This is a genomic window from Candidatus Streptomyces philanthi (genome assembly GCF_059553635.1).
The window spans coordinates 1-5,680 of the sequence record NZ_JCANQV010000341.1 but is presented as its reverse complement, the minus strand read 5'-3'; the positions used below and the strand labels follow the sequence as shown (position 1 = coordinate 5,680).

Annotated in this window: 5 protein-coding genes and 1 pseudogene; all 6 read right to left on the bottom strand. The window is 73.0% G+C overall.

Annotated features, from left to right (window positions below; all coding sequences use genetic code 11):
* On the bottom strand, positions 1-819 hold an 819-nt coding region (locus tag AC51EU_RS26340), incomplete at its 3' end, for a PP2C family protein-serine/threonine phosphatase (protein ID WP_496269578.1).
* Positions 820-914: 95 nt separating this feature from the next.
* Entirely contained in the window at positions 915-1,553 is a 639-nt protein-coding gene (locus AC51EU_RS26335; protein ID WP_496269577.1) for a response regulator transcription factor, read from the bottom strand.
* Between the two features lie 32 nt (positions 1,554-1,585).
* The gene (locus AC51EU_RS26330) at positions 1,586-2,806 is read right to left on the bottom strand and encodes a sensor histidine kinase (RefSeq protein WP_496269576.1); all 1,221 of its coding nucleotides are present in this window, start codon (positions 2,804-2,806) and stop codon (positions 1,586-1,588) included.
* A gap of 6 nt (positions 2,807-2,812) precedes the next feature.
* Entirely contained in the window at positions 2,813-3,550 is a 738-nt protein-coding gene (locus tag AC51EU_RS26325) for an ABC transporter permease (protein WP_496269575.1), read from the bottom strand.
* A complete protein-coding gene (locus AC51EU_RS26320) occupies positions 3,547-4,515 on the bottom strand; it encodes an ABC transporter ATP-binding protein (protein ID WP_496269574.1) in 969 nt (322 codons plus the stop codon). Before AC51EU_RS26320 ends, AC51EU_RS26325 begins: the two co-directional genes overlap by 4 nt.
* Positions 4,516-4,636: 121 nt before the next feature.
* A pseudogene (locus tag AC51EU_RS26315) lies at positions 4,637-5,680 on the bottom strand (hypothetical protein); the annotation flags it as partial.

Here is a 5,680-nt window from a genome sequence, read left to right as displayed (position 1 = left end):
GATGGCGCGCTCGCGCACCTGGCCGCCGCGGACGCGGTAGTAGGGGATGTGGCCGCAGGAGAGGACCCCGGCCCGGCCGTCGTCGTGCAGTTCCATCAGCAGCGCGGTGACGAAGCGTTCGTCGGTGCCCTGCCGGGCCGAGCGGTCGTTGTAGCGGGCGAGGGTCTGCTCCATCCGCTCGGCGACCGCCTCCAGGGTGTCCTTGTGGTGCGCGGCCTCCCGGAAGGACGCCAGTACCTCGTATCCCGCGCCGATCGCCGGTATCCCCTTGCCCTGCACGTCGCCGATCATCAGCCGCAGTCCGTGCGGGGTCTCGACGGCCTCGTAGATGTCGCCGCCGACCCGGGCGCCCTCCTGCGCGGAGACGTAGAAGCCGTGGGCCTCCAGCGGGCCCGCGGTCAGCGGCAACTCCCGCAGCAGGGTGCGCTGGACGACGTCGGCGACCAGTTGCGTGCGCGCGTACAGGGCCTCGCGCTGGAGCCGGGTGCGGCACAGCATCGCCGCGAGGACGGCCACCAGGACCGTGCCGAAGACCCCGACGACCTTGCTGAGCAGGGCCCGGTCGGGAACGGTGAAGCAGTGCACGTACGCCAGGCACAGGGTGTGGACGGCGGCGACCGCGACGGTCCAGCGGTAGGAGCAGCGCAGCGCGGCGATCAGCGGGGCGACGCCCATGAACAGCGACAGGTGCAGGTCCAGCCCGGCCACGGCGTCCACGACGGTGAGGAGCAGGACGGCGGCGATGAGCGCCACGGCGGCGGGCGGACCGCACACCTTGCGGCGGGCGGCGGGCCGCACAGCGGGTCGGATGGCAGGCATAACGCCTCCAGCCTGCGAGAACGCGGTCCGAGGTCCCAGAGGCGAAGGTCCCTGCCGGTCAGGCGCCGGGGCGTCGTCGGGCGGATGTCCGGTGATCACAACCAGCCCTTGTCCCGTGCCGTGCGGACCGCCTCGGCGCGGTTGCGGGCCCCGGTCTTCTGGATGGCGGTGGACAGGTAGTTGCGGACGGTGCCCTGGGACAGGTGCAGGGTGCCCGCGATCTCCGCGTTGGTGGCGCCGTCCGCCGCGGCGCACAGCACCTCGCGTTCGCGGTCGGTGAGCGGGCTCGCGCCGTCGGCGAGCGCGGCGGCCGCCAGCGCCGGGTCGATGACCCGCTCGCCGCGCAGCACCCGCCGTACCGCGTCCGCGAGCTGCGCCGCCGGGGCGTCCTTGACGAGGAAGGCGTCGGCGCCGGACTCCATGGCGCGGCGCAGATAGCCGGGGCGGCCGAAGGTGGTGAGCACGACGATCTTCAGGGCGGGGAACTCGGCACGCAGCGCGGCGGCCGCGTCGAGACCGCTCATGCCGGGCATCTCGATGTCCAGCAGGGCGACGTCCACCGCGTGCCGCCGGGCCGCCTCGGCCACCTCGTCGCCGCGCGCCGCCTGGGCGACGACCTCCAGGTCGTCCTCCAGCGACAGCAGGGCGGCGAGGGCCTCGCGGACCATGGACTGGTCCTCGGCGAGGAGGAGTCGGACGGGGCGAACGGGCCGCTCACCGGTGGGATCGGTCATGCGCACAGGTTAGCCAGCCCCGTATTCCGCCCCTACGCGCGGCCGTCGGCGGACTCCCGGGGGACGGGCGTGCCGAGCGGGACGTAGGCGCGCAGGGCGAAGCCGCGGCCCCGGGGCGCCGGGCCGGTCTCCAGGCGGCCGTCGGCGAGGGCGAGGCGTTCGCGCAGGCCGCTCAGGCCGTTGCCGTCGTGCCGGCCGCGCGGCGGGCCGGTGCCGTCGTCGAGCACGGACAGGCACAGGCTGCGGCGCTCGTCGGCCTCCCACTCCTCGGTGAGCAGCAGCTCGCAGCGGCGCGCCCCGCTGTGCCGCACGACGTTGGTGACGGCCTCGCGCAGCGCCCAGGCCAGGGCGCCCTCCTCGTCGGCGGACAGCCGGGGGTGCCCGTCCTCCAGGGCGGGGTCGACGGCGGCGGTGATGCCCGCGGTGCGCAGCACGGCGCGGGCCCCGGCGAGTTCGACGGCGAGGCGGGGTCTGCGGTAGCCGGTGACGGCCTCCCGCACGTCGACCAGGGCCTGTCTGCCGACGCGTTCGATGTCGGCGACCTGTTTGGCGGCCGCCTCGGGGTCGCCGGGCAGCATCCGTCCGGCCAGTTCGCTCTTGAGCGTGATGAGGGAGAGCGAGTGGCCGAGGAGGTCGTGCAGATCGCGGGAGAGGCGCAGCCGTTCCTCGTTGGCGGCGAGCCGGGCGACCTCCTCGCGGGCGGCGCGCAGTTCCTGGGTGGTGCGGATCAGGTACTGCACGCCGACCATGGCGTAGCCGCTGCACAGGGCCGGCAGGGCGTAGGCGAAGAGGTAGTAGCCCCGGCCCTCGGGCCGCAGCCAGCCGGTCCCGATCAGCGCGGCGGTGACCACGGGTATCCCCCAGCGCCCCAGCCGCCAGGGCAGGACGACGGCCGAGGCGACGGAGGTGAAGATGAACAGCACCAGCCAGGCCGGGCCGAGGGCGAGCGTCAGCGCCACGGAGAGCGCGAACAGCAGGGCGAGGCAGCCGTACATCAGCCAGGGCCGCAGGACGCGGGCCATGTGCCGGTAGACGAGGGCGACGTACGCCACGACGAAGACGACGAGGCCGAGGCCGCCCAGGACCCGGTCGGCGGTGGGGGTGCCGGCCTGTGCCAGCTCGCCCACCGGGCCCGCGAGATAGACCATCCAGACCGCGATCCACAGGGCCTTGCGGAGCGCCTGGCGCCGGTTGCGCGGCGCCTGCCCCATCAACACCGGGTTGCGGTCCTCCGGTTGCCTCGTCGTCTCCACCGTCCGTCACGCCTTCCGGGTGTCCTTGCGGTACAGCCAGGCAGCGGCGCCGGAGAAGACCAGCAGATACCCGGCGAGGACCGCCATGTCCTTGAGGTGCGGCGCGGTGCCGCCCTCGACGGCGGTGCCCAGCGCCGCGTACGCGTGGGTGGGCAGCCACTCGGCGATGTTCTGCACCCACTGCGGCAGGAGGGTCAGCGGCATCCACAGTCCGCCGAGGAAGGCGAGGCCGAAGTAGACCAGCATGGAGATCGGGCGGACGGCGTCGCCGGTGGCGAGGTAGCCGAGGGCCACGCCGAGGGCGGCGAAGACGAAGCTGCCGAGCCAGGTGCCGAGGGCTATCGCGGCCCACTGCCAGGCGTCCAGGCGTACGCCCTTGACGGCCGCGGCGGCGATCAGCACCAGGAGGATCGAGGGCAGGCTGATGGTGGAGACGGCGCCGATCTTGGCCGCGACGTAGCCGCGTCCGGGCAGCGCGGTCAGCCGGAGCTGTCGTACCCAGCCCTTCTCGCGTTCCTTGGCGATGCTCTCGCTGTTGCCGAGCAGGACGGAGGTCATCGCGCCGAACGCGGCCATGGACACCATGAAGTACAGCGGCATGCTGAGCTTCATGCCGGGGAGGGGCTGGTCGTCGGCGCCGCCCGCGATGATCAGGTAGAGCAGCGGCGGGTAGATCACCGAGAAGAACAGGAACTTCTTGTTGCGCAGGGCGCGCACGATCTCCAGTTTGATCAGTGTGGTCATCGTGCCGTCTCCTCGGCGGGGGCGGGGGTCGCGTCGGACGCCGTGGTGAGGGCGATGAACGCCTGCTCCAGGCCGAGGCCGGAGACCTCCAGGTTGCGCGGGTAGAGGCCGAGCGCGTAGACCGCGTGGACGGTGGCGTCGGCGTCCTGGGACTGGATGCGGACGGTGCGCCCGGAGATCTCCAGGGAGGTCAGCCGGGGCAGGCCGCGCAGCGCGTGGTGGTCGAGGGGCTCGTCGAGGTCGAAGGTGACACGGCGGGCGCCGGCCCTGGCCTTGATCTCGGCGGCGGTGCCGTCGGCGAGCATCCGGCCGCGGTGCAGCACGATGACCCGGTCGGCGATGGCGTCGGCCTCTTCGAGGTAGTGGGTGGCGAAGAGGACGGTACGGCCCTGCCGGGCCTGGTCGCGCATGGTGTCCCAGAACGTCCTGCGGGCCGTGACGTCCATCCCGGTGGTCGGTTCGTCCAGCACGATCAGGTCGTTGGCGCCGGCCGTGGCGAGCGCGAACCGGACCCGCTGTTCCTGGCCGCCGGAGAGCTTGTCGACGGTGCGGTCGGCGAGGGCGGTGATCCCGGCGGTCTCCATGATCTGTTCGAGGGGGTAACCGCGCGGGTGCAGATCGCGGGCGAGCCCGACGAGTTCACGGACCTTGACGCCCCCCATCAGGGCGCCGCTCTGGAGCATCGCGCCGACCCGGCCCTGCTCGATGGCGTGCCGCGGTGTCGTCCCGAACAGGGACACCGTGCCGGAGTCGGGGGTGCGCAGCCCGAGGAGGAGGTCGAGGGTGGAGGACTTGCCGGCGCCGTTGGGCCCGAGGAGGGCGACGGTTTCGCCCGGGTGCAGCTCCAGGTCCAGATCGGAGACCGCGCGGAGGGCGCCGTAACTCTTGGTGATCTGCCGGAAGCTGACGACGGGTGCCCGGTCCGTGTGCCGTGCGGCGGCCGGGGAGGTGGCTGTGGTCGTCATGCCGGTCAGCTTTCCGGAGGTACGGGGCCGGGCGGCAGTGCCGACCGTACGGAGTGTGACATGACAGATGTCATGCCGAAGGCCCCCGGGGGTGCGTTCCCGGGGGCCTGGGGGCGGTGCGTCAGCTGCCGTCGGTGGGGATGGTCTGGACGCGTTCCTCCGGGCTGGTGCCCATCAGGGCCTTGCCGACCGCGCCGGCCACGTCCTCGACGCTGACCGGGTGCTTGGTGCCGTCGCCCTTGGTCAGCATCACGCCGTTGAAGGTGTCGCCGTACAGCTCCTTGAGGGCGGCCCGGTCGTAGTACGGGACCAGCTCGCCCTTGACGACCTTGAAGGAGAGGAACTTCGGGATGGACTTCTGCGGGCTGAAGGAGACCGTGTGCGCCGCGTCGGTGCGCACCGTGACCAGGCCCGACATCGCCGGCTCCGCGAACTGCTTGAGCGCCTTGTCGACGGCCGCCCGGTCCACCTGCGGCTGCTGGGTGCCGGCGGTGAGGACGACCGGGGAGCCGGAGCCCTGGGTGATCTGGTCGCGGTAGGCGTCGGCGACCTTGGCGCGCGCCGCCTTGACGTCGAGGGCCTTGTACGGGGTGCCGTAGTGCGGCACGGCCCGGCCGTCCTCGAAGGTGATCCCGCCGTCCTTGGCCGCGCTCTCCGCTCCCGCGAGGGCCCGCAGCGCGATCTCCAGCTTCTCGTCGTCGACGATCATCTCGGGCTGGGCCACCCGGCTGCGGCCGATGAGGGAGCCGATGACGGAGACGGGGTTGTAGTCGCGTCCCGAGGCGTTGCGGACGGTCGTCTGGACATCGACGCCCAGCCCGGCCCGGGACGGCACAAGGGTCTTCGACGTGCCGTCGACGGAGAGCTTGACCGGCTGGTCCCCGCGCTCCTTGACCGCCTTTTCGAGGCGCTTGACGGCGTCGTCCTTGGTCAGGCCGCCGATGTCGACGCCGAGGGCGGTGGTGCCGTTGGGGACGTCCGCGTGGTCGAGCAGCAGTCCGGCGCCGTAGGCGACACCGGCGAGGACGACGACGCCAGCGCCCAGGAGGACGAGCTTGTTGCGGCCCTTCTTCTTGGGCGGGTTGATCGGCTCGGGGATCTTGGGCCGGGGGGCGGGGGCCGGGCTCGCGGCGGCCGGGGCGTCGGGCGGTGCGGCCGCCGGGAC